The sequence below is a fragment of the Vulcanisaeta moutnovskia 768-28 genome (assembly GCF_000190315.1).
Taxonomy (GTDB): domain Archaea; phylum Thermoproteota; class Thermoprotei; order Thermoproteales; family Thermocladiaceae; genus Vulcanisaeta; species Vulcanisaeta moutnovskia.
The window spans coordinates 1,098,701-1,125,610 of the sequence record NC_015151.1; the positions used below are offsets into that span (position 1 = coordinate 1,098,701).

General features: G+C 43.9%; 31 protein-coding genes and 1 tRNA gene. 18 read left to right on the top strand and 14 right to left on the bottom strand.

Going from position 1 to position 26,910, the window contains the following annotated elements; all coding sequences use genetic code 11:
- The first annotated feature begins 59 nt into the window (after positions 1-59).
- Entirely contained in the window at positions 60-620 is a 561-nt protein-coding gene (locus tag VMUT_RS05840) for a 16S rRNA aminocarboxypropyltransferase (protein WP_013604493.1), read from the top strand.
- Between the two features lie 3 nt (positions 621-623).
- Here VMUT_RS05840 and VMUT_RS05845 read toward each other — a convergent pair whose 3' ends face one another.
- On the bottom strand, positions 624-1,274 hold the full coding sequence (locus VMUT_RS05845) for an endonuclease III domain-containing protein (RefSeq protein ID WP_237699727.1): 651 nt from the start codon (positions 1,272-1,274) through the stop codon (positions 624-626).
- Positions 1,275-1,374: 100 nt separating this feature from the next.
- On the opposite strand from VMUT_RS05845, the gene spt4 reads away from it, so the two are divergent.
- The 3 genes from spt4 (at position 1,375) to VMUT_RS05860 (ending at position 2,810) form a co-directional block, all read left to right on the top strand.
- A complete protein-coding gene (spt4, locus tag VMUT_RS05850; RefSeq protein ID WP_013604495.1) occupies positions 1,375-1,608 on the top strand; it encodes a transcription elongation factor subunit Spt4 in 234 nt (77 codons plus the stop codon).
- A gap of 51 nt (positions 1,609-1,659) precedes the next feature.
- Positions 1,660-2,061, top strand: a complete 402-nt coding sequence (locus VMUT_RS05855) for a 30S ribosomal protein S24e (RefSeq protein ID WP_013604496.1) — start codon at positions 1,660-1,662, stop codon at positions 2,059-2,061.
- Between the two features lie 80 nt (positions 2,062-2,141).
- Positions 2,142-2,810 (top strand): hypothetical protein, encoded by a 669-nt coding sequence (locus VMUT_RS05860; protein WP_013604497.1) that lies wholly within the window; start codon positions 2,142-2,144, stop codon positions 2,808-2,810.
- Here VMUT_RS05860 and VMUT_RS05865 read toward each other — a convergent pair whose 3' ends face one another.
- On the bottom strand, positions 2,811-4,229 hold the full coding sequence (locus VMUT_RS05865) for a B12-binding domain-containing radical SAM protein (RefSeq protein ID WP_013604498.1): 1,419 nt from the start codon (positions 4,227-4,229) through the stop codon (positions 2,811-2,813). It abuts the gene before it with no gap.
- 4 nt (positions 4,230-4,233) lie between these two features.
- Positions 4,234-5,745: a radical SAM/SPASM domain-containing protein gene (locus VMUT_RS05870; RefSeq protein ID WP_013604499.1), complete on the bottom strand. Its 1,512-nt coding sequence runs from the start codon at positions 5,743-5,745 to the stop codon at positions 4,234-4,236.
- A gap of 252 nt (positions 5,746-5,997) precedes the next feature.
- Between VMUT_RS05870 and VMUT_RS05875 the strand changes: the two genes are divergently transcribed.
- The 4 genes from VMUT_RS05875 (at position 5,998) to VMUT_RS05890 (ending at position 9,616) form a co-directional block, all read left to right on the top strand.
- On the top strand, positions 5,998-7,275 hold the full coding sequence (locus tag VMUT_RS05875; protein WP_013604500.1) for an FAD-dependent oxidoreductase: 1,278 nt from the start codon (positions 5,998-6,000) through the stop codon (positions 7,273-7,275).
- Complete coding sequence (locus VMUT_RS05880; RefSeq protein ID WP_013604501.1) at positions 7,272-7,565, top strand: ferredoxin family protein; 294 nt, start codon at positions 7,272-7,274, stop codon at positions 7,563-7,565. Before VMUT_RS05875 ends, VMUT_RS05880 begins: the two co-directional genes overlap by 4 nt.
- A 174-nt stretch (positions 7,566-7,739) precedes the next feature.
- The gene (locus tag VMUT_RS05885) at positions 7,740-8,561 is read left to right on the top strand and encodes an electron transfer flavoprotein subunit beta/FixA family protein (RefSeq protein WP_013604502.1); all 822 of its coding nucleotides are present in this window, start codon (positions 7,740-7,742) and stop codon (positions 8,559-8,561) included.
- Complete coding sequence (locus VMUT_RS05890) at positions 8,558-9,616, top strand: electron transfer flavoprotein subunit alpha/FixB family protein (protein WP_013604503.1); 1,059 nt, start codon at positions 8,558-8,560, stop codon at positions 9,614-9,616. The genes VMUT_RS05885 and VMUT_RS05890 overlap by 4 nt, the downstream gene beginning before the upstream one ends.
- 12 nt (positions 9,617-9,628) lie before the next feature.
- Here the strand turns inward: VMUT_RS05890 and coaBC are convergent, their stop codons facing one another.
- Complete coding sequence (coaBC, locus tag VMUT_RS05895; protein WP_013604504.1) at positions 9,629-10,864, bottom strand: bifunctional phosphopantothenoylcysteine decarboxylase/phosphopantothenate--cysteine ligase CoaBC; 1,236 nt, start codon at positions 10,862-10,864, stop codon at positions 9,629-9,631.
- 297 nt (positions 10,865-11,161) lie between these two features.
- Here coaBC and VMUT_RS05900 point away from each other — a divergent pair, with 297 nt between their 5' ends.
- The gene (locus tag VMUT_RS05900; protein ID WP_013604505.1) at positions 11,162-11,524 is read left to right on the top strand and encodes an AbrB/MazE/SpoVT family DNA-binding domain-containing protein; all 363 of its coding nucleotides are present in this window, start codon (positions 11,162-11,164) and stop codon (positions 11,522-11,524) included.
- 202 nt (positions 11,525-11,726) lie between these two features.
- Here the strand turns inward: VMUT_RS05900 and VMUT_RS05905 are convergent, their stop codons facing one another.
- The gene (locus VMUT_RS05905; RefSeq protein ID WP_013604506.1) at positions 11,727-12,077 is read right to left on the bottom strand and encodes a hypothetical protein; all 351 of its coding nucleotides are present in this window, start codon (positions 12,075-12,077) and stop codon (positions 11,727-11,729) included.
- A 125-nt stretch (positions 12,078-12,202) separates the two neighbouring features.
- On the opposite strand from VMUT_RS05905, the gene VMUT_RS13110 reads away from it, so the two are divergent.
- The 6 genes from VMUT_RS13110 to VMUT_RS05930 all read left to right on the top strand — a co-directional run bounded on the left by VMUT_RS13110 (position 12,203) and on the right by VMUT_RS05930 (position 15,666).
- A complete protein-coding gene (locus VMUT_RS13110) occupies positions 12,203-12,307 on the top strand; it encodes a DUF3782 domain-containing protein (RefSeq protein WP_237699728.1) in 105 nt (34 codons plus the stop codon).
- 1 nt (position 12,308) lies between these two features.
- Positions 12,309-12,593, top strand: coding sequence for a hypothetical protein (locus tag VMUT_RS05910; protein ID WP_013604507.1), 285 nt, complete (start codon positions 12,309-12,311; stop codon positions 12,591-12,593).
- A 217-nt stretch (positions 12,594-12,810) separates the two neighbouring features.
- Positions 12,811-13,113: a transcriptional regulator gene (locus tag VMUT_RS05915; protein ID WP_048056903.1), complete on the top strand. Its 303-nt coding sequence runs from the start codon at positions 12,811-12,813 to the stop codon at positions 13,111-13,113.
- Positions 13,114-13,723: 610 nt separating this feature from the next.
- Positions 13,724-13,797, top strand: a tRNA-Met gene (locus VMUT_RS05920).
- A 232-nt stretch (positions 13,798-14,029) separates the two neighbouring features.
- Positions 14,030-15,277 (top strand): WD40 repeat domain-containing protein, encoded by a 1,248-nt coding sequence (locus tag VMUT_RS05925; protein WP_013604510.1) that lies wholly within the window; start codon positions 14,030-14,032, stop codon positions 15,275-15,277.
- Positions 15,274-15,666 carry a hypothetical protein gene (locus VMUT_RS05930; RefSeq protein WP_013604511.1) on the top strand — a complete coding sequence of 131 codons (393 nt, stop codon included), beginning with the start codon at positions 15,274-15,276 and terminating at the stop codon, positions 15,664-15,666. The genes VMUT_RS05925 and VMUT_RS05930 overlap by 4 nt, the downstream gene beginning before the upstream one ends.
- 53 nt (positions 15,667-15,719) lie before the next feature.
- On the opposite strand, the gene VMUT_RS13115 is transcribed toward VMUT_RS05930, so the two are convergent.
- Both VMUT_RS13115 and VMUT_RS13120 read right to left on the bottom strand, forming a co-directional pair.
- Positions 15,720-15,938 (bottom strand): GNAT family N-acetyltransferase, encoded by a 219-nt coding sequence (locus VMUT_RS13115; RefSeq protein WP_013604512.1) that lies wholly within the window; start codon positions 15,936-15,938, stop codon positions 15,720-15,722.
- The gene (locus VMUT_RS13120) at positions 15,928-16,137 is read right to left on the bottom strand and encodes a hypothetical protein (RefSeq protein WP_237699729.1); all 210 of its coding nucleotides are present in this window, start codon (positions 16,135-16,137) and stop codon (positions 15,928-15,930) included. Before VMUT_RS13120 ends, VMUT_RS13115 begins: the two co-directional genes overlap by 11 nt.
- 87 nt (positions 16,138-16,224) lie before the next feature.
- Here VMUT_RS13120 and VMUT_RS05940 point away from each other — a divergent pair, with 87 nt between their 5' ends.
- Entirely contained in the window at positions 16,225-17,136 is a 912-nt protein-coding gene (locus VMUT_RS05940; protein WP_013604514.1) for a hypothetical protein, read from the top strand.
- 8 nt (positions 17,137-17,144) lie between these two features.
- Here the strand turns inward: VMUT_RS05940 and VMUT_RS05945 are convergent, their stop codons facing one another.
- The 5 genes from VMUT_RS05945 to VMUT_RS05970 form a co-directional block, all read right to left on the bottom strand.
- Positions 17,145-17,936, bottom strand: coding sequence for a hypothetical protein (locus VMUT_RS05945; RefSeq protein ID WP_048056906.1), 792 nt, complete (start codon positions 17,934-17,936; stop codon positions 17,145-17,147).
- A gap of 686 nt (positions 17,937-18,622) precedes the next feature.
- A complete protein-coding gene (locus VMUT_RS05955; RefSeq protein ID WP_013604517.1) occupies positions 18,623-19,765 on the bottom strand; it encodes a mandelate racemase/muconate lactonizing enzyme family protein in 1,143 nt (380 codons plus the stop codon).
- Positions 19,766-19,770: 5 nt separating this feature from the next.
- Positions 19,771-20,940, bottom strand: coding sequence for a UxaA family hydrolase (locus VMUT_RS05960; RefSeq protein WP_013604518.1), 1,170 nt, complete (start codon positions 20,938-20,940; stop codon positions 19,771-19,773).
- The gene (locus VMUT_RS05965; RefSeq protein WP_013604519.1) at positions 20,940-21,236 is read right to left on the bottom strand and encodes a UxaA family hydrolase; all 297 of its coding nucleotides are present in this window, start codon (positions 21,234-21,236) and stop codon (positions 20,940-20,942) included. Before VMUT_RS05965 ends, VMUT_RS05960 begins: the two co-directional genes overlap by 1 nt.
- A 63-nt stretch (positions 21,237-21,299) precedes the next feature.
- Entirely contained in the window at positions 21,300-21,962 is a 663-nt protein-coding gene (locus tag VMUT_RS05970; RefSeq protein ID WP_013604520.1) for a GntR family transcriptional regulator, read from the bottom strand.
- Positions 21,963-22,067: 105 nt separating this feature from the next.
- Here VMUT_RS05970 and VMUT_RS05975 point away from each other — a divergent pair, with 105 nt between their 5' ends.
- Together VMUT_RS05975 and VMUT_RS12800 are read left to right on the top strand one after the other, a co-directional pair.
- The gene (locus tag VMUT_RS05975) at positions 22,068-23,387 is read left to right on the top strand and encodes an MFS transporter (RefSeq protein WP_013604521.1); all 1,320 of its coding nucleotides are present in this window, start codon (positions 22,068-22,070) and stop codon (positions 23,385-23,387) included.
- Between the two features lie 438 nt (positions 23,388-23,825).
- Positions 23,826-23,996 carry a hypothetical protein gene (locus VMUT_RS12800; RefSeq protein WP_158304794.1) on the top strand — a complete coding sequence of 57 codons (171 nt, stop codon included), beginning with the start codon at positions 23,826-23,828 and terminating at the stop codon, positions 23,994-23,996.
- Positions 23,997-24,048: 52 nt separating this feature from the next.
- On the opposite strand, the gene VMUT_RS05985 is transcribed toward VMUT_RS12800, so the two are convergent.
- Together VMUT_RS05985 and VMUT_RS05990 are read right to left on the bottom strand one after the other, a co-directional pair.
- Positions 24,049-25,725 (bottom strand): amidohydrolase, encoded by a 1,677-nt coding sequence (locus tag VMUT_RS05985; protein WP_083805481.1) that lies wholly within the window; start codon positions 25,723-25,725, stop codon positions 24,049-24,051.
- A complete protein-coding gene (locus VMUT_RS05990) occupies positions 25,700-26,908 on the bottom strand; it encodes a Zn-dependent hydrolase (protein WP_013604524.1) in 1,209 nt (402 codons plus the stop codon). The genes VMUT_RS05985 and VMUT_RS05990 overlap by 26 nt, the downstream gene beginning before the upstream one ends.
- Positions 26,909-26,910: the final 2 nt, after the last annotated feature.

The following is a 26,910-nucleotide window of genomic DNA, read 5'->3' on the forward strand; positions in this document are numbered from 1 at the left end:
AAAATGATGTGGTTAGGTATTAAAGTATTAAATCTGGTTCAATGACACAGCGCATATAGATGAAACTACCAAGAATATTCATATATAGGTTGCCGCAGGATGACCCAAGAAAGAACACCGCCATTAAACTGGCCAGGTTTGGACTTGCACAGTTAGTCAGTAGTGCTAGGAATTTGCCCAGGGGCTCAGTACTTCTTGACCCAACGGCTAAGTCACCATTAACACCGAGTGATAGGGATACTGCCGTGCATAGGGGTTTATCATTAATAGACTGTTCCTGGAAGAGGGTCACTGAGACGCATAATAGGTTTGCTAGGGATTATTTCATTAGAAGGCGATTACCACTACTCATAGCGGTTAATCCAACGCATTATGGTAAGCCATACATACTGAGCACTATTGAGGCCGTGGCTGCTGCACTATACATAATGGGCTTCAGGGACGAGGCAATTAAGACCTTAAGGCTGTATAAGTGGGGTCTCAACTTCATTAATGTCAATTTGAATTACCTGGAGAGGTATGCCATTGGTGATTTATCGCCGGAGAGGGAGTTGTTGGGTATTGATGATGTGGATTATGGATTGTCCCAGCTAATGAAGGCGTTGACTGGTAATGAGTAGGGGCTATCCCCTGCCCCTGGCGTATAGGCATACATCCCTCAGTGGGCATTTATTGCATAATGGATCAGTTGGTAGGCAGTATTTCTTGCCTATCGTGATTATGGACGCGTGGATTAACTTATACGTGTATAGGTCCCTGGGCAGTAGGCCCTCAAGGAATTCCTTCCACATGTCATAATTATCACCAAGTTTAAGGCCCAACAACCTACTGAATACGCGCTTTGTGTATTGTGATATGGGCATTGTTGGTATATTAAGTGCAAAGAGCATTATTGAGTCCGCGGTCTCCCTACCAACGCCCTCCTGGTTAAGCAGGAAATCCCTAACATCACCCCTAAGTCTTAACTTCCCTAAGCCACCTATCATGGTTACGTTCTTCGCAAACTTAACAAGTCTCTGGGCCTTGGTGAACCTGTAATTAACGCCCTTAATAACCTCGGCAAGGTAATTAGGATCAGTATTAGCAATAACCTCAAGCTTGTTGAGACTAAGTCTCCTAAGTCTGTTGAGTACTTCGTGAACCACGTCCCAACGGGTCTGCTGCACAAGCATTGCCGTAATGACAACCTCATCAGGCGTCTCAGCACCACCCCACCACCTGGTTGACTCAGCATCCACTGGGTACCAACCAACACTCTCCAATTCATCCTTCATTTTCCTAAAAATTTCAATTAACCTATTCACAGTCTCGTTCATGACTAGGCATAATACCTAAGAATAAGTTTATTAATAAAGTAAACCCGCGCAACGTGTAATGAGCTCCAGAGGTAGGAGACCAGTAAGGCGTAGTCCACTGCCTGGTTATAAGGCTTGTAGGAATTGTAAGGCCATAGTACCTGAGGATGTTGATAAGTGCCCAGTGTGTGGTGGCACTGACTTCACTAAGGATTGGATGGGCCTAATAATAATACTGAAGCCTGAGGAATCCTGTATTGCCAAGAGGCTTGGTATTACGAAGGCAGGCATGTACGCCATTGAGGTCCTATAAGTATTATTGAGGATTTAATACTTATTAAGGGGTTTCTCACGCCATCATTGGATGTCAATACCAACACCGCAATTACCAGAGGGCGTTGAGGCAGGAAAGCTTGTGCTTAAGTTACTTAATATTAGGGAGAATAAGGTGTTTGGTCGTAAGGAGGTGAGTGCCGAGGCGTGGCACGTGGGCCTACCAACACCGAGTAGGCTTCAGTTACGTGAGGAGATAGCGAAGGCTATGGGTGTTGATGTTAAGCAGGTTTATGTTGTGAGGGTAATTACTGAGTACGGCAGGCACAGGAGCACCATAGAGGCTCATGTATATGACGACCTAAGTACTGGCGAGAGGATCGAGCCACTCTACGTAAAGCTTAGGAACATACCCAAGGAGGAGGCCAAGAAGATACGCGAGGAAATGAAAAAGAAGAAGACAGAAAAGAAGAAGGCCGCCGCCAAGAAGTGATGAGGGATTCATTAAGGTAAATTTATACCTATAGTCAATAGTTTTTTAAGTAAATCACGGGGTGAGTAAGTGGTATCTTTATGGATTTTAGGGAAGTACCGATTAATGAATGCCCAATTAAGTACCTGGACACACTGCACCTATTACTATTCATACTTTATAGGAGAACTGAATTCTGCAAAAACCTAGGCCTTAATTGCATGGATTTACCAGTACTTGCCACAACGCCATTGGTGGCTAGGAATTGCGATAGGAATGATGTTCATAAGTTCTTTAGGCGTATGAGGAGGATTGTGGAGAGACTTGGTAATGAAATAGAGATATTTAGGCTGGGTAGGTTAAGTGCCTCGTTGTTAATAGAGTTTGGTACGGGTAGTATTAGGGTTTATGATGCTTACATCATCGGTGATAATGATTGTGATAAGGTGCAGTGCATCACTGTGAATAACGTAACCACGCTATACATGAGATTAGTCATTAAGTTAAGCGACAAAAACCTGGTGGTACTGAATGTGCCTGACATGATTGTTTGGCTTGCCAAGGTGTATGGCATGGATACCGTGTACAGTGCATTAAACATGATACATAATTATGTCGAGAATGGAACCTTTACTGGCGACCTTGATAAGGTATTAGAGATAGTGAGCAAGTGGGGTGTGAGTATTAGTAAGGATTCCTTCATTAACGCCACACTACCAGGTAGAAGAAACCTAATTATTTTGAAGGAAATACTTAGCACGAGTGCTTAGTTACTCACTACGTCCAAGCAGTCTCTCGGTAAACCACGGCACTAATGAATTCTTAATGGCCGTTAATACTGTCCCCAACCTACCATGTATTAACTCATGGATTAAAAAGCCAAGCCTGCTGTAGTACTTCACGTATGCCCACTGAAGCATTTTCTGCGCTTGTTCCTTTGTGAATCTGTAACCCTTCATGACTGCTCTCAAGGTCGTCCAGTGCTCCCAGTTCCAATCCTCAATTAAGTTATCATTAAGTGCTTGTTGGTAGAGTGGCGTTCCTGGGTATGGTGTAGCCACTGTGAATTGGGCATAGGTTGGGTTTAACTTCATGGCGAATTTAATGGTGTTCTTCATATCATTAATTGATTCCCATGGGAATCCTATTACGAAGGAGCCCACGTGATCAATACCTATTTCCTTAGCCCATTGAAATACCTTAACCGCTTGCTCAAGGGTTATCCTCTTACCAATTTTATTAATTGTTTCCTGACTTCCGGACTCAACACCGAAGTACAATGCAGTGCATCCATGGCTCTTGAGTGCAGTCATCATCTCCTTATCTATCGTATCAACCCTAGAACCACAGGAGAAGTTTATATCGAGTTTCCTCTCCCTAAGCTCCTTGAGGAAGTCATACACGAACCTCTTACCTAGGGTGAACTCATCATCCGTGAACACGATTATGTTCGTCTTATACGTATTCATGGCATCCTCAATCTCATCAGCCACGGCCTTAGCCGACCTATACCTAACCATCCTACCCCAGAAGTATGATGTTGAGCAGAAGGAGCAACCATATGGACACCCCCTACTCGCCATCACATGTACTATCCTAATTGGTTTACCGAATATGGTGTACTTATCCATTGGTAGTAAATGACGGGCTGGTGGTGGTAATTCATCAAGGTTCCTAACTGGCGGCCTATCCGGTGTCCTTATGACCTGATCACCATCTTTAAACGCCAACCCCCTTATTGCCCTTAAATGCATTGGATCTAGACCATGCCCCTCAATTGCATTTACAAGCTCAAGCGTTGTGTACTCACCCTCACCCCTGACAACGACATCAACACCATTATTAAGAGCCTCCTCATACATAAACGTTACATGCGGACCGCCCATCATTATGGGTATATCATTATCATACTCCCTAATTGCCTTGACTGCGTCATACGCCTTATAAACGGTTGGTGTTATTGCCGTTAAACCAACAATGTCCGGTTGCCAGGACTTAACCTCATTAATGAATGTCTTCAAGTCAATGCCCTCAGTTGGTGAGTCAATAATCCTAACCTTATGACCAGCTCTTTCAAGTACGGCAGCGATCCAGGCAAGACCGAGTGGCGGAGCCTTTAGCCCAAGCACCTTATACAGCTCCAGTTTATCAATGCCCGGTGGAACCGCAAGCAGAACCTTCACACTCATCACCTCACTTAAAGACCAGTGGTGACACCTTCACCTTAATCCTCAGCATATCCTCCTGCAACTTCTTCCACTCAGCCGAATTGTATATACAACCCGGGTCTGGCGCGAGGACATCACCGAAGTAATTATACGCCCTGGCCCTACAACCACCACAGATCAACTTATACGGGCATTTACCACAGAATCCCTCAAGCCTATCCCTATCCCTGAAGTTCTCCATGAATGGATCCATCCAAATATCCCAGAAGGACTTAGTCCTAAGATTACCCACTGGGTATGGCAGGAAGACACAGGGTGTTAATGTACCCTCAGGCTCAATAGCCGCGTAAACACGACCAGCGCCACAGCCACCGATAAACTCTGTTAACTCCCTGGTTACCGGATCATTGGCAACCACGAAGTGTGTTGGTGAAACGTCCTCACCATTACTTAATTGATTAACAACCCTACCGTACTGGGGCGCTGTGCTTATGATCTCCATCTTCCTCCTCTTCATCTCCTTATAAATATGCCTAAGGAACTCCTCCCTCTCCTCAGGCGATAAGTCAATCTCCAAGTTCTCACGACCTCTACCAACAGGCACAAAGTTGAAGAACACAACCCTCTTGACACCGATTTCCTGGGCTAGATCGAGTATCTTATCAACCTCATTAATATTGTACTTAGTCACAGTGAATGCCAAGGCCGCACTAAAGCCGAGTTTAACAGCATTCTCAAGACCCCTCACGGCCTTAGCCCATGCACCTGGTACGCCCCTGAACTTATCATGAACGCCGGGATCAGCGGCATCAATACTTATCTCAACGTACCTAAGCCCAAACTTCTTAGCCCTCTCAGCAAATTCTAGGTTTGCGAATGTCGTTCCATTAGTCGCGATGGCTGGGTAGAAACCCCTCCCACCTATCTCGGCAAGCACGGGCCAGAAGTCCCTGTGAACCGTTGGCTCGCCGCCTGACAATGCAATTGCCGGCACACCGGCCTCATCAAGCTCCTTAACAACCCTAAGCTTCTCATCAAGTGTTAACTCATTGGGTAATGGCCTACCTGCATTCTGATAACAATGAATACACCTTAGGTTGCAGGCGTTTGTGAAGTTCCAGACTATGAAGAATGGGGCAGGGAGCTTCTGCGGTGTTGTCACACCGAATAAGGCAATACCCCTAAGCGTAGTCACGAAGCCTCTCCTGATCGCTGGATCACTCAGTAACTCCTTAATTGGTTCCTCATCTGCGTGGAGCCAGGCCGTGGCCAGTTTAATACCCATTTCAAAGAATGGAGCAACGAAGTGAGCCACCGTTGGGCATTGAGACTCACCAGCGTACTTAGCCAATACCCACTCCATTAATGGTTTCCTCTCACCATTGAACTCAACCTCCTTTGTTAACGCCCTCAATGCCCACCTAACAATACCCCTATTCAATAACCTAATTGCGGCTATTAATGCACCAGTACCATTTCCTGAATTCTCCATCTTTCTCTCAATGATCCTATCAATATTTTCACCCAGTGATGACATACGGTAATATCTTTTTAGATATCAAGTTAAGTCTGCTTATTCGAAATGCGTCGTAAACCCTTCATGTGGTTTTTCGAAAGAGCAATCTCTTTTCATTATTATCAGTCAGGATAGAGCGTTATCATTCAATTCATTTGGGTTCATTCTCATCACCACCAAAAAGAGACTGTAATTAGTTTAATATTTAATCAATGGCTAATAAGTCTATGTAGCGTTAATACTTAATAAGGCATATGTCTAAGCTTTGACCTCGTGGGGATCAAGTTCGATGTAGTAATTGTTGGAGGCGGACCAGCAGGACTTACCGCAGCCCAGCAATTAGCCAGTAGGGGGTTTAAGGTGCTGGTTATTGAGAGAGGTAAGAAGCCAGGTAGTAAGAATGTCTATGGTGGCAGGATTTACGCCCACGTCCTAGATAGACTATACCCAGAGTACGTTAAGGAGGCCCCTGTGGAGCGCTGGGTTAGGAGGGAGAGGATAACGATGATGACCGAGGACTCCTGGACAACAATAGACTTCGAGACAACTAAGGTTGAGCATAAGTCCTTCACCGCATACCTAACAAACTTCGTTGAGTGGCTCGATAAGAAGGCAGAGTCTGCCGGTGCCGTTGTTGTTTCCGAGGTCCCAGTTGACTCATTAATAATTAAGGATGGGAGGGTTGTCGGTGTTAGGGCTGGTAGTGATGAGGTTTATGGTGACGTAACGATAATTGCCGAGGGAATAAACAGGCTCGTCCTAGAGAGGAGTGGTTTAGCCCCTAAGCTAAACCCTGAGTTGGTGGCTCTCGGTGCTAAGGAGGTCATTAAGTTGAGTAGGGAGGAGATTAATGAGAGGTTTAACCTGGATGAGGATGAGGGGTTGGCATGGGTCGCGGCTGGATTCCCAACGCGCTACCTACCTGGTGGTGCATTTATATATACCAATAAGGAGGCAATTACCCTGGGAATAGTCCTTTACCTAAGTTATGGTTATCAACTGGACATGCCTGTCCATGACCTGGTCGAGGAGTTTAGGCTACACCCAATGATAAAGAGGTTGCTTAAGGGTGGTCAACTCCTTGAGTATTCGGCGCATCTAACGCCTGTCGCCGGTATTAATGCAGCACCGCCTAAGTTATACGGTAATGGCTACCTAATAGTTGGGGATGCGGCAGGCTTCCTACTGCACCTGGGCATAATAATTAGGGGTGTTGATTTCGCCATGGAGAGTGGTAGGTTGGCTGCGGAGGCCATTACAAAGGCTCATGAATTGGGTAAGTATGATGAGGAGGCATTGTCAATATATGGTAAGTTACTTGAGGAATCCTTCGTACTTAAGGAGCTTAAGACCTTTAGGAATGCACACAAGGTTTTAATAGAGCCAAGTCTGTATAATGACTACGTGAAGATGCTAAACAACATATTAAGGAGGTACTTCGAGGTTGATGGAACACCAAAGAGACTAGGCGCAACGTTCCTTGAAGGCAAGGGTAAATTAACACTCATTGATTTAGCAAAGGATGCTGTTAAGTTGGTGATGAACCTATGAGCCTCGATAGGAAGATAACAATTGAGGAAAGGTTAAACACCAATGCCTGGGATGTCGACCAGAGACCTCACATTAGGATAATAGACCCTGATCAATGCAGGAAGTGCGATAAGAAGCCCTGCCTATACCTATGCCCAGCCAGGTGCTACACGCCAGGCCCAGACGGTACTGTGATGTTCTCACACGAGGGCTGCCTAGAATGCGGTACATGCCGCATAGTCTGTCCAGAGAACAATATTGAGTGGAATTACCCCAAGAGCGGCTTCGGTGTTCAGTATAGGTTTGGTTAAGTTTAGGGCTTGGGTAAAAATAATGCAATAAACCAAGTCTTTATTATTTATTGTTAATATCTATGCCGTAGTGATCCCACTTGAATCGTTGATGAGGTACTATATATGCTTGAATAAAACTATATATGTCAAAGGCTAGAAATGCATATTAAGTCAAATGATTAACTCAATACGATGGGTGGATTAACGATAATAGTTCCTGTGAAGGCAGCTGTACCTAACGTAACAGCTGTTAGGCTTGACCCAGTGACCCATAATCTCGTGCGTGAGGGAGTACCACTAATGCTTAATCCGTATGATAGGAACGCCCTTGAATTCGCCCTTAGACTTAAGGATAAGTATGGCGGTAAGGTAATAACACTATCAATGGCTCCACCAAGTGGTAAGGACTTCCTCGAGTCAACAATAGGCATGGGAGCAGATGAAGCATACTTAGTCACAGACAGAGCATTTGCCGGGGCTGATACATTGGCAACCTCATACACAGTTGCCAGGGGCATACAGAGGTTATTCCCTAACTTCGACCTAATTGTGTTTGGTGAGGAAACCACGGACTCATCAACAGCTCACATGCCCGCCCAAGTAGCCTCCTGGCTCAGTCTACCTTATGTTTATTACGCAGTTGATGCTGAGGTTAAGCTTGAGGATAGGTTAATCATTGTTAATAGGTATCTTGAGGATGAGGGCGTTTATGAGACTTACGAGTACAGAATGCCAATAATAATTAGTGTTTATAGGAATAGTAATCCACCGAGAGACATAAGCCTTGTTAGGAAAGTTGAGGCTAAGCTAAATGGCTTAGTAAAGAGTGTTGATAATAACACATTAAAGCTCGAGAGAGAGTGCGTGGGCCTTAGGGGTTCACCAACAATAGTATCTAAGATTGAGGATGCGAAACCAGTCGAGAGGAAGAAGCAGATATTCAAGGGTGATCCAAGGGAAGCAGCCAAGTGGTTGTTAGATAGTCTCACTAAGGAGGGGGTGATCAAGCCATGAGCACTGCACAAGCCCAACAAAAGATTTGTAGTGAGTGGAATCCAGTTAATAAGAATGAGTACAGGGGTATTTGGGTCTATATTGAGTATGTAAACGGCACTATTAAGGATGGTAGCCTGCAATTAATTGGTAAGGCCAGGGAGTTGGCCAGTAAGATTAACACGGATGTAACGGCTGTAATGCTCGGTAGTGGCCTCGGTGATTCTGTTAAGGAACCCATTTACTACGGTGCAGATAGGGTAATCTATATTGACCACCCGGCTTTGGTTAAGTACGTACCACATATTTACGCTAACGTAATTGTTCAATTAGCAAATAAGTATAAACCCGAGATAATACTATTCGCAGCTACAAAGAGGGGCAGGGAATTGGCACCCTACGTTGCCAATTCACTAAGAGCTGGCATCACGGCAGACTGCACAGAGCTTGATGTTGACCCCAAGACCAGGGATTTAGATCAGGTAAGGCCTACATACGGTGGCAACATACTCGCGCACATAAGGACACCAACAAGGAGACCACAACTCGCCAGTGTTAGGCCCAACGTATTCCCAACACCACCTAGGGACACGAGTAGAAAGGGTGAGGTGATTGAGGAGACTGTAGAGTCATTACCCAGCATTAATGGGCAGGGTTTGATTGAGGTAAGGCCTGTGGTTAAGGGTGAGGAATTACCGCCAGTTGAGAAGGCAGACATAGTGGTTATTGCTGGCCGTGGTGTTGGTAGTGCTGATGGTGTTAAGTTACTCACAGAACTCGCTAAACTGATTGGCGGTACAATCGGTGGTACTAAGAAGGCTGTGGATGCTGGTTGGTTACCCGCCGATAGGCAGGTTGGGCAGACCGGGAAGACAATAAGGCCGACACTATACATAGGTGTTGGTGTTAGTGGCGCCATTCAGCATGTCTTTGGTATGAAGGAGTCCAAGGTAATAGTGGCAATAAACAGTGACCCCAACGCACCAATATTCCAGTACGTGGATTATGGAGTGGTTGGTGATTATAGAGATATCGTGAGAGAATTAATTGAGTTGTTAAGGGGCACTAAAAGGTAGGATTAAGTTGTGTCATTTATTTCTAATAATTGATAAATACATTCCTAGAACCTCCCTTGCCAATTCACGCTTATTCACTGGACCAATCCTCCTAATTACGCCATTTCTATCAAGTACTATTACTTCATCCTTCTCCGTACCAAATCCCCTACCCTTACCCACCAGGTGTGCCAGTGCTAGGTCCCAGTCACCCTCACTAGCCCTCCTCATTGTCCTTGCAATCAAATCCTCCTCAGTAATACCCACCTCAGCCTTATAGGCTATTAGGAAAGTACCTGGCGAAAACCTCTTCAGATCCCTAGCTATCTTAGGCGCCTGAATAAGCTCAATAACTACCCTATTCAAGTCACTACTTAATTTACCGCTTACCCTATCCTTAACATAGAAGTCAAGTGGCGCCGCCGTTAGTATTGCCAAGTCATAATGCCGCTTACTAACCAGTTTAATTGCCGTTTCATACATCTCAAGAATACTCTCAACCCTATAAACCTCAGCACCAGGTGGGTCGCCAATGCTTACTGGGCCCTCAATTAACGTGACCCTGGCACCCCTAGCCATCGCCTCCCTGGCAAAGTGATAGCCCGTTAAGCCACTGCTTGGTGTGGTTATGTATTTAGTGGCATCAATGTACTCATGCGTTGGGCCTGAGGTAATGAGCACGGATAAGCCATTCATGTCCCTCGGCGATAATAGGTCAATTACCGAGTCAACAATCTCCTGATTAGGCGCCAACTTAGCCTTACCCTCCTCAATCACAGGCTCTACAAGGCGTATGCCCATACTCCTTAACTTCTCGATATTGGCCTTGACGATTGCATTCCTCCACATGGACTCATTCATTGCGGGAACAAGCAATAGTGGTACTCCTGAGCCTAATGCTGTCATTGCACATAGGGTTACTGAAGTATCACTAATCCCATTAGCCACCTTACTAATGGTATTCGCAGTAGCTGGTAGCAAAATCACGGCATTGACTGTTGTGCATATGTTAACATGCTCCGCATAACCACTCAATTCCACATAGACGGGATTACCCGTTGCCCACTCCATAACCCTAGGGCCAAGTAGCTTACTCGCTTCCCTGCTCATGAATGTCATCACGTCAGCGCCATGCCTAATTAATTCCCTGGCAATGTCCGGGACTCTATAAATTGAGATGCCACCAGTTAAGGCCAGGACAATCCTCTTACCACGCAATAAGTTGCTCCTTGAACTCCTGATTAACTCTATGTCCTCCCTAAAGGACACGATTACTGAGTGGCCACTGATTATTAAGTTGTTCAGACCATGCGATTCCAATCACTATTCATGGCCCGACCGCCTCATCATCAGTGAAGCAGTGGGTAAACCCGTATTTAAGTCTATGGTGCATAAAGAAATAGAAAGAATATAAACAACAGCACTTAGACTTTTGATTTAATTTCAATTATTAATTAAGCCCCAACCACAAAACAAATAGGTACTAAGTATTTCGTGAAGTTTCACGTGAGTTTCACAATTCAGTTCCACAAAAGACCTTAAAAATCATTAAGACATGTAATGCTGATGGCATTCACAGAGGAAATTAGGGTTGGTAGGAGAGGTTTACCAATAAATGGGTTCCCATACATGATGAGGATATACATAAATAATCAAGTATTGATACCGGCAAACCTGATCAGGTCTCTAGGACTTGATAGGGTTAGGTATGTTGACGTAATCATGGAGTATAATGGACAAAAAATAGAGCTAGGCAATGTTAGGTTATTGAAGACTAGGCATACCGACTCAAGGCAATTCACAATTCCCAGGGAGGTCAGGGAGAGGTACGGCATTAAACCATTTGATGAGGTAATAATTCACATGATAATACCGAGACAAAAGGCAATGATTAACGCAAGCATTAGAGGATTAATTCAAATTAATTAAATATACACCTTAAATTCCAGCTACGCGAATAAGCAATGTCGTGAGAGTAGTTTCAATAAGCACACCCAAGATACATTAATACATTGAAATTGGATCCAGAGGTAACGGTTAAGAGTTTGGGCCTGTTTGGTACCTATCGGATGGTACAGGAGACCACAAAGGTCATGGAGGTACGGGATTAGTAGGGATTGATTCGCGAAGTTCATTCTATTATTGCTCCGTATATTGCGTCAATGCCCAGTTGCCTAGCCCTCTCCAAGGCTTCCCTATCGATATTCACGGCAAACATCAACGTCTTCCCAGCCCTCTTATTAAGAACTCTCTCAATAATCCTAGCCTTCTCGAACAACCACTCAACATCCTCGAGCTCAGCATGCGACTTAACCTCGTCAAACCTACTGCTAAATTCTTGAAAGCCTAACCTAACGTAGTCGGCCAAGGCCTTGATGGTATTGGCCATCGCCTTCGCATCCTCGCTGCGGGACTCCCCAATGGCCCTCCTCACAGCCCTCTCCACAACCTCCTCAAACTGCTTCAAGTCTATTGAACTCATGTATTAGATTTGGCGCGGTGCATTAAATAGTTTTCATTAGTAATTAAGGGGAGAGGTATAACCTTTAATACAATTACTGTAACCGTACAATTGAGGAATTTGAAGGAGACTTCAATAAATCAATAATGACACTTAACAGGAGGTTAGATGCGTTAGGCGCCAGGTGGAGTGTCATTTCCGAGGAGACGTTTAGGAAGGATATGATGGAGTTTTGCCGAAAGAATATTTAGCATGGCAAGGGCTGAGAGATGGCCGTATAATGACGTTAATGGCAAGGTTTATGGATATCCGGCCGTCATTGATTTGAATATTGCGATTAGGAATGACATGCACGTACTTGTTGAGGTTAAGTCGAGTATTTCAGGGAGTGATGTTGACGGGTTTTGGAGTATTGGTAGGCTCTATGAGAGTAGTGATGTTAGGCATAGGCTTGTGATTGTCTCGCCATACGTTGATGATAGGGCTGCGGAGCTTTCCAGGGAGTTGGGTATGGAGGTTTACACTGGCGTCACCTAGGTGTAAGCTCGTTGATGCGTGTTTGGCTTGGTTGTTGGTTTTGTTTCCTTGGTTATTTTTGCATGGATTGTTGTGGTGTTAGTTGAAGAGTGGTCAATGAGTTATTCGGTATTTCATACATTTATTTATTTATTTTCGGTATTTGTATCTGTTGTGTTAAAAGTTTCAATGGGTTGAGGAAGTAATGCTTATTAATTGCCTTTTCATGTGGAGTTTAATGAATAGGGATAAGGCTGTTGGTATTGGGTTGCTTGTGATATCAATAGTGATTATACTCGCCTATATATACCTGGCCTTCTTCACGCCGTATACAACGCTTGTGCTTCAAATAACTGATACGCTGATAATAATCGTGGTCTTCGGAATACTCGCCTGGGTAGGCTACGCACTAGCCACAACACCACCACCAAAGCCAATCGAGGAAATCGAGAAGGAGATAGAGGAGGAACTAAAGAAGCTCGAGGAAGAGACAAAACAGGAGCAGCAGAAGACTCAGCAGCAACAACAATCACAGCAGTAAACCACTTCCTAAAGCTAAAAGTCAACTAAAAAGCAGTATAATGACCTTGTTTACAATATACTACCTAAGGCGCTAACGCCGTCAATAAACACCTACAGAATTAACACCTTAAGTCAAAAATGGCAGTCTTAATTCTCGTACATTACCATAATCTTATACAGCGTACCAATTTTCCTCCGTGCTTCTCATATATTGAGCACCTATAATCTACACTTAACTTACTTAGCAATTCCTTCTCGTGGCCATGAACTTCAAATATTAATTCCCTAAATAGCTTAACATTCTTATAGTCGTTAAGGATCACGTCGTATTCACATCCTTCACAGTTTATTTTCAGGATACTGGTTCAGCATCATAATTACTGAGTAATTGACCTAGCGTAATTATTGGAATATCTACGTAACCATTACTACCAACTCCATATTGCATGTTCGCAGTCTTTGGTGAACTTCACAAAGCCATTGAGAGAAATAACAAGAACATTATTGAGCTCACCCTAACCAAGCTCTTTTACTATCAATTCTAGTCCTTATCAGGGCCATAACAAGACTTACCCAAGCATCCATAGGGTGGCGAAAGCCTTAAAAGCATAGGGAAGGACCCATAAATCAGCGGGGTAGGGTAGCCTGGTAGCCTGCGGGGCTCATAACCCCGAGGTCCCCGGTTCGAATCCGGGCCCCGCTACTAATAATAATTTTATTACCTTGAATTAATGAAAATGCAAAACATGTTCTTTAAGTGTATAATTTCTCATCGTAATTTTCCATTAGTGTTCAGAGGACTTATACTTGACCTTAGTCACGGTATTTCGTGACAAATTCTTAAATACAGTTTTACACCATGATGGTGCGGTGATGATACGGCCCTAAGTAGGTATTCTATAGGTATTGCGTTAATTGTTGCCCTGTTAATCGTAATGCTACCCGGCGGTTTTACCCTTGCTCAATCCGTATTCTCCTTAAACATAGGCTCAGTGACCGCCCTGAGTATGTACCCAACACCCATAAATGGTCGGTACCTAATAGCCGCTGGCGTTAACTCCGGCGGTCAATACTACGCCTACCTGCTCTCTTGGTCGCCAGGTGGCGGCCTAAGGACGTTATGGAGCGTAAGTGAGCCTGAGAACGTTGAGTCAATAACCGTTTCACCAAATTACGTTGTTGTGGGCTTGGGCTCTTCAAGTGGGCAGGGTATTATCAACGTCTATTCAACCAGCGGTAAGGAACTATGGAGCTACACCTTTACTTACGGGTGGACCATCGTAGTTAATGATGTTGCCATATCACCAAATCAACAATTAATTGCAGCAACAACCGGTGGTCCTTCGGGGCAGCCATACGGTGATTTAACGGTCTTCAACGCAATAACGGGTAATCCCATTTGGAGCTATACATATGGTACATCACAATTCCTAGGCACTAGGGAAGCCACATTCTCACCTAATGGCAATTACCTCCTCATGATTGCTGGTAATGGGTATGCCAGCGGTGGTTACGTAATACTATTCAATGCCTATAATGGGCAGGTAATTTGGGATATCAACAACCTAGCTGACCCTTGGGTTGCCTCATTTAGTCCCGATGGGCAATACATTGTTGTGGGTGCCGCGAATTCATATGCCTGGGGTGGTCATAACCATGCATACCTAATAAGCATCAGCGGTAATGTGCTGTGGAGTTATACCACGGGTCCTAATGCACCCAATGCCTGGTTTGACTGGGTATCCACGAATTACGGCGCAACCAAGACCTACGTAGCCGGCAACGGCTACCTATACCTACTTAATAGTGCCGGTTCCGTAATTTGGCAATATCCACTGGGCTTCGGCAATTCCCCAATCGCTGAGTCTGAGGATGGTAGTATAGTCGCAGTGGCTGAGCTCGGTGACAATGAACTACTGGTCTTTAATAGCACTGGGTCGCCCATGACATATACAGTGCCAAGCCAAATAAATAATATGGCAATGAGCAGTGACGGGTCTCTGGTAGTACTAGGTACGCAATCAGGCGTTACTGCCGTAACGTATCTATCAATAACGCCTGCAGCGCCTACGTATTATAACGTGATATTCACGGAGACAGGGCTACCCGGTGGTCTTCAATGGTCCGTGACGCTAAACGGCACGACTGAAACCACAACATCTAATCAATTGGTATTTAATTGAGCATAACCGTAACGCCCATGACTTACTCCGTGACTTTTGTAGAGAGTGGCTTGCCACAGGATACTCAATGGATTGTTTACCTGAATGGTCATGAAGAGAGCTCAACGAGCAATGAGATAGTATTTAATGAGCCTAATGGATACTATCAATTCACAATATCCAGCGTGAGTGGTTATGTACCAACGCCATCTGGCGGTAACGTCACTGTAAATAATGGAAACGTAATCATCACAGTATACTTCACACAAGCACCAAACTATCAACCACAACCCAAACAAACAACAAGTACCTTTACTCCTGCTCTGACGCTTAATGACCTAATTATCGCCATAGTAATACTACTTATTATTATATTAATTATTGAGGTCCTACGATTAAGGAAGAGATGATGATTAATATATTATAAGTATAAAATTCAAAATTATTCACTATTATTCACTTTTCATAACGCCTTGTAGGTTGAGGCACGTATTTTATAATTATCAGGAGTTGTATGAGCTATCAACATACTAGCACTCCTCCTTATATCATCTACCGCGTATTTAGCAAGTCTTGTACCAATACCCTTACCCTGATAATTATCCTTAATCACGATAGCCATTTCGTAAAAACCATCACCTAAATAGATAGCCTCAAGAACGCCAACCAACTCATTGCCCAATTACGCGAATCAGAGAGAAGATTAATCTCACGTATCTCTCGAAATCCTTAAAGAAACTCCTAAACCTATAATAAATACTTTCTCTGCCCAATGAATTATATAAATCGACTACCATACTCATATCATTACTATCCAACTCCCTAAATTCGAGCTTTATACCTCTTGATGATTCAGCGTCCGCATTAACCACCATAGGCATTATTTTGAAGTCAGACTATAAGGTTTGTCACGAAACACCGTGACAAAATCTTAAATACGTATCTAAAAAGGGATACGATGGTTAATTATGAATATGGGTATGATTGGTTTATTGATTGCCGTGGTCGTTCTGGCCGCCGTCTCTGTTTTCTTTGCGTACCAATGGTATACAGCAATACTTAGTTATAGGCCTAAATTTCAATCATTGGAAAGTGAATACGACGCATTACTCTCAAAGTATAACTCATTAATGATTAATTACACAAACCTAAAAAGCAACTATAATTCCCTAGAGGATAATTATAATACCCTACAATCCCAATACTCCTCATTACAAAGCCAATACAACACCCTACAGTCAAGGTATAATTCATTAATGACCAATTACACTAATCTGCAGTCCCTGTACAATGCATGCACATCCATGCAGACCCCCTACACAACCTCGGGAACACCAACAACATTACCCTCCGGCACTTATTACGGCTTCGACATAGGAACATACACACCCTATGCAAGTTCATCACTCGGGCCAGGCACGTACACCTTTACCACACAAATCCCCACGACAATTTATTTAATCATTAGCCCACAGCTCATAACTTACAGTGTATATTACAACCCATATTTACCGCAGGGTACCCTCGTCTTCATGGGGGAGAACTCAATCACATTAACTCTCAATAGGCCTGAAAATATAACTATACTAACGCCAATACAAACGCAGATAACCATAACCTATAATGGTAAGACATTATATACAACTACAATGCCGAACTCCCTTAATAGTCAAAATAGTTGTGGTTATAACGGTTATCCATATGGATATCAGGGATGTGGCCCCATATATCTAGTACTATGGTTGACCGATGGTACTCATTACTTTTACATAAGTGGCGGCCCATTCTGTACAGGGTTTACAGCAAACCCAGTAATGGGTTCGGGGACCATACCCATTGGTTCAGCCAATACTTGTTCAGGTGTAACTATTAATGGTTAATTAACTCGTTATACATTCCCATAATTAAAAGTAACGGTCTTTATTTGTATTGGTATTTTTAGTGTTCCTGGTGGTGTTAGTGATAATCCATGGACTATGTTATACTTTTTGCTTAGGCTTGTCTTCACTGAGCCGTAACCGGTTAATTCCACCTCGCCAAGGCTTATTCGTCCTCTTGTGCCGTAATTCCTCGGTATCCTTATTGAGACATCCTTAATATTATTAAGGACGTCCAGGCTGAAGTAGTCCCTTGGTGGGTAATAATATAGGTTAAACGAGTAATTATAATTGAAGGTGCCTCCTGGACTCACCGGTTCTCTTAAATTAAAGATAAGGTCGCACATATTTAATGGGCACTTATCCCTTTCTAACCTCTCCACCACCTTAACATCCCCACACCTAAACCTTAGTGGTTCATCCCAATCAATGTCCCCATAAACCCTAACAAAGACATTACCAATGTCTAAAAAACCAGTGTTCTGCATCGTTATGGACACGTCATGTCTCATAACCAAGTAATTACTCGTAAACCTCTCAACACTAAACGTAATCCTCTCCCTACTAATTAAGCTCCTATGCAATATGGGCAGTGCCACGTCGTATCCCCCACCATCAACGCACCTAATTATAAACCCCATCCTAATCCCCCTATTCAATACCCTAAGAAGCCTCTGCTGATGCCAAGACGTAAGCCTCATCAAATCAGTAAATTTAGCGCAAGGAGAATAAAACGCCAACCTAGACATAACCGCCAGCAGGACCTGAAGGTCAGCATCAAGATAATACCTCCTAAGCTGCACACATAAATCAACATCTATCACTTAAAAACTTACCCAAAATATAATTCACCAATATTATTTTTAAATTCAACATTAAAATTATAATAAAAACACTTATTTCTAAATAATGAATTCTCTAGAAAATATATTAATAAAAGTTTTTAATGAGCTTATTATTGACGACATTTCACCCATGCATTTACTTACGATAAATGAGTTGAAGGCTGCAAAACTGTTAAAGGGTAATAACGCAAAAAGGATATACGATAGTTTTAAGAATAATTAATAAGGTTAGAAATATTACTTAAAGAAGATAGCAAGAAAATAACAAATATACAGAATAATCAAAGGCTTGGTCCTAGCTTATTGGGTGATCTTCTAATTCATCCTGCCTTTAATTGCTTTAATATTAACTGTGCAGGTACGTTAAACGGGCTTTAAGCAAGTACGACGCATTACTTACTCACTTCTACCTTAATCCTCGTTACAATACGTTTACAATGCTCACATTGATAGGTTCTCCTGTAATAAATCTCCCCATCTTTTGACGTATATAGGTATTCTGAATTAATTAAACGAAGGGTCCCAGGCCTACCGCAATATGGGCACCTATCCAGGTACATGGTATTGAACAACCATGATGCAACGAAGACGGAACCCATTATCAACACTAAGCCAATAATAATCTTCATCTAATACTTAGAGTTTTAATGAAATATCAATGGCACGTACCTTTTCGTATATGGATATTTACTTAATGCATCCTCATTAATGTTCAACCCAACACCCACACCTCCTAGGTCTGATAGGCGCACCTCCCCGTTCCTAACCCTAACCTCCCTATCATAAATGTCGCCCACCCAAGTCAGCGGCCACTCCACAACCTCAACACCGTCAATGATTGAGGCGATGTGCAGCGTGTAGGTGTGCGTTAGGATTGACTTATGCGGTCTATGGTGAGGCGCCACTGGCCTACCCATGGCCTTGATGTCTTTAATCACATCCATAAACCTCAGTATACCACCAACCTTAGAGATGTCAGGCTGCACATACGAAACGCCTGCACCGACTAAACCCTTGAAACCGCCCATGTAGTACTCATTCTCACCGGCCGCAATGGGTACCGGAGACCTCCTAGAGACAGTACCTAGTTTGTCATAGTCGTTGGGTGGCCAGGTTGGTTCCTCAACCCAGTAAGGCTCATACCTATGCACCTTGTTTAGGAATTCCAGGGCCTTGTTAGGGTCGTTAAACGCTGCATTTATGTCCAGCGCAACCCTTAGATCATAGCCGAAGCTCTCCCTAACGGCCTTAATGGCCTCTAACGAGTCATTGGTATGCTCATGAAGCTTAACCATGGTAAAACCCCTACCCAATGCCCTATCCACAGCCTTAACCACGTAATCCACCCTACCATACCTCGGGAAACTGGCGTAGACAGGTATTGAGTCCCTAGACCTAGCACCCAATAACTCACTCACGGACCTATTCACATGCCTACCCAGTGCATCCCAAAGGGCCATCTCAAAACCGCCAATGGCGCCCGTGATGACACCACAGAGACCCCCAGTGAATAGTAATTTCTCAAGCCTATCGACAAGCCCAGCAATGTCATCAACACTATTCACCTCAGCGCCAATTACGGCCGGCGTGATGACATCATCGAAAACGCCAATGTACGAATCCACAACACCACTACCGTAGGTCAACACCTCACCCCAACCAACCACATCCCCTAAGACGACCCTAACGTATAGCTGTACACCCCAGGAATCCCTGAACATGGTGGGTGGATCATCATCATAAGGTACGGATAATGGTATGGTTTTAACCTCCCTAATCACCGGCATTTTAATCACGCACTTATGTAGAGCTTTATTGGCGAAAACTCATCGTGCTGAAGTACCTCGGCGGCCGTAAGCCTACCATTGATTACCCTGAGAGCGTATTGGAATATCCTCTCCCCAGCCTCCTTAAGACTAGCCTTCAACTGGAGTAGGTCTGAGACGTCGACATCAATGTGTTCACTCATGGCCTTAACAGTCTTTGGGTTAGCACTAATCTTGATCACTGGTATTATTGGGTGACCAACAACATTACCCTGCCCAGTGGTGAATAGGTGCATCACAGAGCCCTTGGCAGCAAACAACGTAACTGCCTCGGCAGCGGCTGATGAGGTATTCACGAAACATAGCTGGTCCTTACCCCTTGGTAATGGGTCTAGGTAGTCGAGGACGCAGGTTATTGGCTTCGTACCAAGCTTCTGAATATTGCCGAGGGCCTTCTCCTCAATAGTCGATAAACCGCCCTTAATGTTACCCTCGGTTGGTTGTGAGCCAAGTAGATTAACACCCTGGCTCTCAATGAAGCCTGTGTACTCCCTATAGATCCTCCAGAACTTATCCCTCAACGCTGGGTCAGGTATCCTCTCCGCAACAATATCCTCAGCGCCAGTCAACTCGCTTGTCTCTCCAAACATCACGGTATTTCCCAAGTCAATGAGCTTATCAACGGCATAACCAGTGGCTGGGTTTGAGGCTAAGCCAGAGGTTGTGTCAGACTCACCACACTTAATACTAAATACGAAGCCTGACAGATCGACCTCGGTCCTCTGCTGCTCACTGGCCTCCTGAACAAGCTCCTTAGCCTTCCTGGCGGCCATCTCTATGGTCCTCAGGTCGCCATTGCCCTCGATTGGATAGACATACACGGGCTTACCGGTCCTTGCAATGCCATCGGCCACCTTATTAGCCCAGTTATCCTCGATACCTATGACAATGGCGCCATAGACATTGGGATTAGCACCTGTGCCAGATAGGATATGGAATAGTAGGTCGAGGTCCTTACCAAACTGAAGCCTACCGTATGGGTGCGGTATGGCAACAACACCCCTAATCAGCTTGGCAACACCGAGGGCTGCGGTATTCGATAAATCATCAACAGGTATCACAGCGACATAGTTCCTAATGCCCAGGGAGCCATCGGGCCTAACGTAAGCCTTTACTGTGTACCTCTCCATGATCATCACCTCTTCGCCAAAACACCCCACCTAAGTGATTTCAAATTATGTGTATGTACATGCTCCCCAGCCCTAATGTCACTTATAGCAACGCCAATGACCCTACCATACTTAATTACCTTCTCCCCAGCCCTTATGTTGGTAAGCGCTATCTTGTGGCCCAGGGGTACGTCATTGATCGCCTTAAGCCTAGGACCACTACTCCTATCCTCAATATAAACACCGGCAACCTCCTCTCCAGCCCTTATATCATCAATAGCAACACCCACATTATCCAACCTATTATGAATAACGAACTTCACCGACACAATAGTCTTTCGCTTAAGGCTTTTATATACCTTTCTGCATACAATAAAATATACTATTTAAGGAAACAGGAGAGGAAGAACCTTACTCCTCACGTACTCAATGACGTTGTTTATGTGGTTCTCCATCCTCTCCCTAGCTAGCCTTGGATCCCTATTAATCACAGCATCAACGATGGCTGCATGCTCCACGGCCTCATCAATCCTCCTACCATACGTGGTGAATAGGGTGACCCTAACAACCATGAGCTTAAGCCTAACCTCGCTCAGGAACTCCACAAGGTACTTATTACCACTAGCCCTGGCAATAGTATTATGAATCCTACCATTAAGGTCAGCAAGGAAAACAGGGTCAGGCTCAGGCTTAGCAATCTCCTCACGCATCCTAGTCACCAAATCCCTAAGCTCAACCACCAAGTCCTCAGTGATCCTTTGGGCAGCCAACTCAGCGGACATTAACTCAAGGGGCTTCCTAACCTCGTAGAGTTGAAGTACGTCATTCCTAGTTAATGGCGTTATCACATAGGACTTACCCCTCTTAATAACAAGGCCATCACGCTCAAGCCTAGCCAAAGCCTCCCTAACGGGAGTCCTACTAACATTGAGCATTCGGGCCAGGGCATCCTCACGAAGAGCCTCACCAAGCCTAAACCTACCACTAACAATACCACTAATCAACTCCCTATACACCCTCTCAGACAACTTCTCCGAAGTGAAAACCATCAAGAGAACAGATAGAGAATTAATAAATTTATACATTATCACCGTCATTAATAATGAGATAAAATTTAAAAATGTATACAATATAAAATACTTAGGGGTAATATCATGGGTACAAAGACAGTAAAACCCTCCCTCGGCATAATGATAGCTTTAGCTCTTGCTTCAACAGCTGGTTTAGCTCTCGAGTTTTATTCTTTCGTAATCTACGGCTATGCGGCAACGTTAGCATTTCCGAAGGTTTTCTTCCCCAAACTACCACTAGTCCTGGCTATAGTGATTGGTTATCTAACATTCGCTGCGGGGTTTCCCGCAAGAATTATTGGTGCATTTGTCTTTGGTCATTTCGGTGATAAGTACGGAAGAAGTGGAGCTTTCATATGGGATTTAATCGTTACTGGCGTTGCTACAATCCTCATAGGTTTACTACCTGGATATACAGTATTAGGTTATGGTGCGCCTATATTACTGACCATTCTAAGGTTTTTCCAGGGCTTTGGCTTGGGTGGCGAATTTGGTGGTGCAACGGCACTATTAGTTGAGTTTGCGGAGGCTGGTAGTAGTAGGTGGAGGGAGTTCTGGGTTGGTTGGGCCAATGCCGGGTTCTCTATAGGAGGTTTGGCAGGTGCCTTGGCATTGCTTATACCTAACTTCGCAACAACAGGTTGGAGAATAGCATTCATATTATCGGCGGTGATCTTCATACCAGCATTAGTGGCTAGAATAATTATTAGGGAATCCCCATTTATGGCACCACTACTTGAGAAGAAATTAACCGCAAGTGCGCCAAGTATCTCGGTATTTAGGAGATATTGGTTACCCATAATATTAATTGCGATGTGGGCATCATTCCAGCAATTCGATGGTTACGCATCACTTACGTATATGGTTACATTCATGAAATTCCTATCATACCCTATAGTATTAATATCATTGATAATAATCATAGGTAGGATATACGACCTGGCTGGAGTATTCCTAAACGCAGTCTTTGGGAAGTTCCTAAAGAGAAGGGTTGCTGGCTTCATAATGATAGCAGTAACAACAGCATTCTCATACCTCTTCACTTATTCCCTCATAATTAGAAACATACCATTAGTCTTAATATCAGAGCTATTCCTAGTACTCTTCGGTGTAGGCTTAATGCATGCCTTCGCACCAGTGCTGGCCTCGGAGAATTTCCCAACAAGATATAGGTACTCAGGTTCAGGAATAGCCTACCAACTCTCGGCTATCATTGGTGGTATGTTTACACCATCAATATTAACAGCATTAATAGGTAAGGAGGTAATGACAAAGTGGTTCTACGTACCGCTATTCTACTTCATATACTTCATAATAGCCACAATAGCCCTAGTACTACTAAGAGAGACTAAGGGAATAGCGTTAGCGAAGCTCGATGAGGAAGATCTATCAAAGGGTGGATAATTGAAAAGAAAACGTTCATTTAAATATTTAATTTCTATTCTGTTTCTATTACTACGCTACATTTTGCTTATGACTTCTACGCCTTACCTGCAGTGGCAATACCTCTATTGTTACTACGTGGGTTTTGAATACGTAGTTCCCCATCGCCACAACCCCATCCTCATGTAGACCAACCTATCCTTGAATCCCACCCAAGGCTAACTCATAAAGGCCAATCAAGGCCGTGATAAGGGCAGGGAAGAATTACCACCTGGCGGAGGCATACACGGACCACGAATAACGAGTGAGGCCCAAGAAACAAACCAAAACCAGAAGCAAGCAACTGATTAGGCAGGCACCAACCGCCCAAGGCACACGGTCGCCTTGCTATTAAGTCTCGCCCTTATCGTGACTTCATGCACGTTGGCGCACACGTGCATAATACAGGAGTGCATCGTATTGCATTACCCCAATGCTATGGCTTTAACTATTTATTGCGATTATAATGCGCAACTACCTATCTTAGCCAGGGATTTCATGGTACCATTAGTACTAACCAAGAGACATCTTGATGAGGGCATTAGGATATTCGAAGATGCAATCAAGGAGCTATCCCGTGAGACTAGATGAGACTTATTAGTCATTAACAGCACAGCTATAGAAATATACCATGTTATTTTTATTAAGCAACCCTTTTATGCATTATTTTACCATTTATGTAGGTGGCTATTACCAAGTTTTTTATAATGTTATCATTACTTAAACAATTTATAGGATCTTCAAAGCATCGCATCAATAGATTTAGGTCCCAAACCACAAAGTCTGCCTTATTGCCAGGTTTTAACGCCACAATGCTATTGTCATGAACACACCTTTGGGCATTCAGTGTATAGAGTTTAAATGCATCATATAATGATATATCGCACAATGCGGGGTTCATCTCGTGTGTATTCATTAACGTATTGACTATGCTATTTACATAGTAGGTTCTGTAAATGCTTGTTATCAAGCCATAAATGGGATTATGATTTATTACATCGGAGTCGGAACTATTGCATACGATAATGCCTTGTTCTAGATAATTCCTAATGTTCATAAATCGATTAGTTCTTATTAGGCCTAAATTACTTATTATCAACTTACCGAGAAAGTGCATGAAACCTGTCTGTGTCTCTATCATCACGCCATTCTCCCTTATCCTCTCAATATCCCGAGACGTTGGTGCATAGACATGGATTAGCGTGAAAGAGACATTGGGGTATTTCATCTTCATATCCTCAATTATATTCAACGCCTCCTCAACGGCCTTATCACCAATTGTGTGTATGCAAATCATTTTATTAGGGAACTCGCTGAGCAAATAGTCTATTGTTTTTCGGAGCTCCTCGAGGTTCCACGTTGGGATTCCTCTATTGTCGTCATCGATTTCAGTAAAGTTCTTGTTCCATGGGTCTCTCATCCATGCCGTCCTCGCTAGTCCACTGCCGTCCATGAATATTTTGAACCCGAGAAACGTTAATTTCTCGCCCTCCCTAATCATGCGTGCAATGGTGACTTTCCTTTTGGCGTCTTCGTATGAGAAGACAGGTAGGCAAATCTTGACCAGTACTTTGAGCATATTGTTTTCGCTGAGTTCATTTAACGCCCGAATCCTTAGTTCCTCATCAATATCGCCACCAGTGCCTCCTGGGTCCTTAACCGTGGTTATTCCTGTTTTTAGGTATTCGTCCTGGATCTTAAGTATGGCCTCCTTATAGTGATTTACCGTGAATTGCGGTATGTACCTTCTCACCAGGTCCATGGCTGCTGGCTCGTAAAGAATACCATTCGGTGTCCCGTCAGGTTCACGTCCTATCAAACCACCAGGTGGATCCTGTGTGCTTTTGGTGATACCGGCTATCTCTAAGGCCTTGCTATTGCAGACTGCGTAGTGTCCCGATGTATGCATTATGAAGACGGGTTTATCACTAGCGGCTTTATCCAGATCCCACCGGGTTGGTAATCTCCCTATCCTCCCTTCATAAAGGCCATAGCCTAAGATCCATGGGAATTCAGCTTTACCGCTAAATTCTCTTAATTTCTGTATGATATCATCGATGTTGTGAGCATCGCTGAGATTTACCATAAATGTGTAATGAAGTCCCATCATTAATAGGTGGTTGTGAGAATCTATAATGCCTGGCGTTATTAAATAATCACCGTAATCTATGACCTCTACATTACTTAATTCACTGTTTGATAATGTATCTAGAACCTTCTCTATATTGCCCGTTGTCTCATTAAACAGTAAGTATTTTCCATACGGTTTTTCAGGGTCCATGGTATATATTATTTTAGCCTTCACGGCCTTCATGACCATCAAGCCCCCTAACAGTTTCAGCCAGTACCTTGAGTCCGTTTATTAGGTCTTCATTCTTCGTGAACTCCTCCTTCGTGTGGCTTCTTCCGTTGACCGAGGGTACGAATATCATGCCGACCCTACTAATCCTAGCCATGTACTGGGCATCATGACCAGCCCAACTCCACATAAACCTATACCTCAAACCCAAGTCCTTGCAAGCATCCTCAATGGTCCTAATAATCTCCCTATCAAACTCCACCTTGCCGTGCATGAATAAATCACGGTGTTCAAACCCAACACCTAAATCCTCAGCAATTGCCCTTCCCACATCAATTACGTACGTAACTGCCTTATTTACCTCATCTTCGTACGGACTCCTAATGTCTAAGGTAAAGCTCACCTCGCTCGGTATGACATTGTATATGCCCGGCTTAACATTAATAATCCCGACAGTAGCCCTAAGTCTCTCATTGGAGTCCCTAATCAATGCATAATCCCTAATAAACTCTATGAACCTGGCCATCGCCAGGACGGCATCCCTCCTGAGGGCCATTGGTGTTGGGCCGGCTTGATTAGCCTCGCCGGCAAACTTAATCTCTAAAACCCTAATGTTCACAATACCAAGTGGTATACCTATTTGGTAACCTTCTCTCTCAAGCACAGGTCCTTGCTCAATGTGGAGCTCAAGGTAGTACCTTGGCGGGTCATGCATGAGCCTATTGGGTTCCTCACCCATGAAACCAGACGCCCTTAATGCATCGCCAAAGGTTATACCGTCCTTATAGACGCCGGTGGTTAGTCCAGAACCAAGTAGTGATGGGATCCACCTGGCCCCCTCCTCATTCGTGAAGTCAATAAGCATTAACCTATGATTCTTAACCTCATCCCTAAGCCCACGGAGTACCTCAAGCCCGGCAATAACCCCGTAAGCACCATCAAACTTACCACCACCGAGGACTGAGTCTAAATGCGAACCAATGGCTATGGCTGGTTTACTCGGATCACCAATCTCGGCGATAATATTACTAGCATCATCAAACTTGATACGGGCACCAATCGCACTAAGCTTAGCGATCAACTCCCTCCTAATCCTAATATCGTTTTCACCCAGGGCGAGCCTATCCGTGCCAAAACCCTCAACCCAACCGACCCTACTCAACACCTCAAAATCATCAAGAAAATGCCCAAAATCAACAGGCATGA

Coding starts and splice junctions, on each gene's coding strand:
- VMUT_RS05885 (WP_013604502.1), top strand. CDS start 7,740: ATGGGTGGATTAACGATAATAGTTCCTGTGAAGGCAGCTGTACCTAAC.
- VMUT_RS05970 (WP_013604520.1), bottom strand. CDS start 21,962: ATGGTTTTCACTTCGGAGAAGTTGTCTGAGAGGGTGTATAGGGAGTTG.
- VMUT_RS13120 (WP_237699729.1), bottom strand. CDS start 16,137: ATGCCTATGGTGGTTAATGCGGACGCTGAATCATCAAGAGGTATAAAG.
- VMUT_RS05900 (WP_013604505.1), top strand. CDS start 11,162: ATGGCATTCACAGAGGAAATTAGGGTTGGTAGGAGAGGTTTACCAATA.
- VMUT_RS05985 (WP_083805481.1), bottom strand. CDS start 25,725: ATGGTCATGAAGGCCGTGAAGGCTAAAATAATATATACCATGGACCCT.
- VMUT_RS05880 (WP_013604501.1), top strand. CDS start 7,272: ATGAGCCTCGATAGGAAGATAACAATTGAGGAAAGGTTAAACACCAAT.
- VMUT_RS05915 (WP_048056903.1), top strand. CDS start 12,811: ATGAATAGGGATAAGGCTGTTGGTATTGGGTTGCTTGTGATATCAATA.
- VMUT_RS05975 (WP_013604521.1), top strand. CDS start 22,068: ATGGGTACAAAGACAGTAAAACCCTCCCTCGGCATAATGATAGCTTTA.
- VMUT_RS05940 (WP_013604514.1), top strand. CDS start 16,225: ATGAATATGGGTATGATTGGTTTATTGATTGCCGTGGTCGTTCTGGCC.
- VMUT_RS05960 (WP_013604518.1), bottom strand. CDS start 20,940: ATGATCATGGAGAGGTACACAGTAAAGGCTTACGTTAGGCCCGATGGC.
- VMUT_RS05860 (WP_013604497.1), top strand. CDS start 2,142: ATGGATTTTAGGGAAGTACCGATTAATGAATGCCCAATTAAGTACCTG.
- VMUT_RS05855 (WP_013604496.1), top strand. CDS start 1,660: ATGTCAATACCAACACCGCAATTACCAGAGGGCGTTGAGGCAGGAAAG.
- VMUT_RS05890 (WP_013604503.1), top strand. CDS start 8,558: ATGAGCACTGCACAAGCCCAACAAAAGATTTGTAGTGAGTGGAATCCA.
- VMUT_RS05840 (WP_013604493.1), top strand. CDS start 60: ATGAAACTACCAAGAATATTCATATATAGGTTGCCGCAGGATGACCCA.
- VMUT_RS05910 (WP_013604507.1), top strand. CDS start 12,309: ATGGCAAGGGCTGAGAGATGGCCGTATAATGACGTTAATGGCAAGGTT.
- spt4 (WP_013604495.1), top strand. CDS start 1,375: ATGAGCTCCAGAGGTAGGAGACCAGTAAGGCGTAGTCCACTGCCTGGT.
- VMUT_RS05870 (WP_013604499.1), bottom strand. CDS start 5,745: ATGTCATCACTGGGTGAAAATATTGATAGGATCATTGAGAGAAAGATG.
- VMUT_RS05955 (WP_013604517.1), bottom strand. CDS start 19,765: ATGCCGGTGATTAGGGAGGTTAAAACCATACCATTATCCGTACCTTAT.
- VMUT_RS13110 (WP_237699728.1), top strand. CDS start 12,203: ATGACACTTAACAGGAGGTTAGATGCGTTAGGCGCCAGGTGGAGTGTC.
- VMUT_RS05990 (WP_013604524.1), bottom strand. CDS start 26,908: ATGCCTGTTGATTTTGGGCATTTTCTTGATGATTTTGAGGTGTTGAGT.
- VMUT_RS05905 (WP_013604506.1), bottom strand. CDS start 12,077: ATGAGTTCAATAGACTTGAAGCAGTTTGAGGAGGTTGTGGAGAGGGCT.
- VMUT_RS05845 (WP_237699727.1), bottom strand. CDS start 1,274: ATGAAGGATGAATTGGAGAGTGTTGGTTGGTACCCAGTGGATGCTGAG.
- VMUT_RS05865 (WP_013604498.1), bottom strand. CDS start 4,229: ATGAGTGTGAAGGTTCTGCTTGCGGTTCCACCGGGCATTGATAAACTG.
- VMUT_RS05925 (WP_013604510.1), top strand. CDS start 14,030: ATGCTACCCGGCGGTTTTACCCTTGCTCAATCCGTATTCTCCTTAAAC.